This window comes from Mesorhizobium sp. GbtcB19, assembly GCF_019091085.1.
Classification (GTDB): Bacteria; Pseudomonadota; Alphaproteobacteria; order Rhizobiales; family Rhizobiaceae; genus Mesorhizobium.
Window position 1 is genome coordinate 1 of the sequence record NZ_JAGXJY010000116.1, and the last position, 469, is coordinate 469.

A 469-nucleotide genomic window follows, 5' to 3' on the forward strand; every position below is an offset into this window, starting at 1 on the left:
TATCTACATTTTCTGTATTTTTTATATAGTGATAAATATTACAGTAAGCCTCGTTTAATAAAATCATTTGCACATCTTTAGCAATATCATTTTTTAATTTTTCATATTCTCGATTGCTTAAAAACTTCTCATTTTCAAAAAAGTATCTTAAATAAAATTGTATATATTCTTCATTTTTTAAGTTAAAATAATATCCTTTACTCTTTTCTTTCCATAGACAATCATTTCGTTCGAAGACACCATCAATTTCAAATTCTTCAAGAAAATCACTTTCCTCCGATGATTCATCGTCCTTTTCAACATCCTTATTAGAAAAATAATGTTCTAATTTATCAAAAATCCTTTCAGAGATTAACTCTGCTAAAGCTTCTAAATTTTTATCTTTAATTTCTTCGCCTTTCATTGAAGTCATCCTCCGTTCAAGATGTTCAACCTTTTTTATAAATTACAAAATAAGAAAAAAGGGATA

Annotated in this window: 1 protein-coding gene; it reads right to left on the reverse strand. The window is 25.4% G+C overall.

Going from position 1 to position 469, the window contains the following annotated elements; genetic code table 11:
• Window positions 1-403, reverse strand: a 403-nt coding sequence (locus KVT37_RS31855) for a hypothetical protein (protein WP_217578972.1), incomplete at its 3' end; no start/stop codon positions are given.
• Between the last annotated feature and the right edge of the window lie 66 nt (window positions 404-469).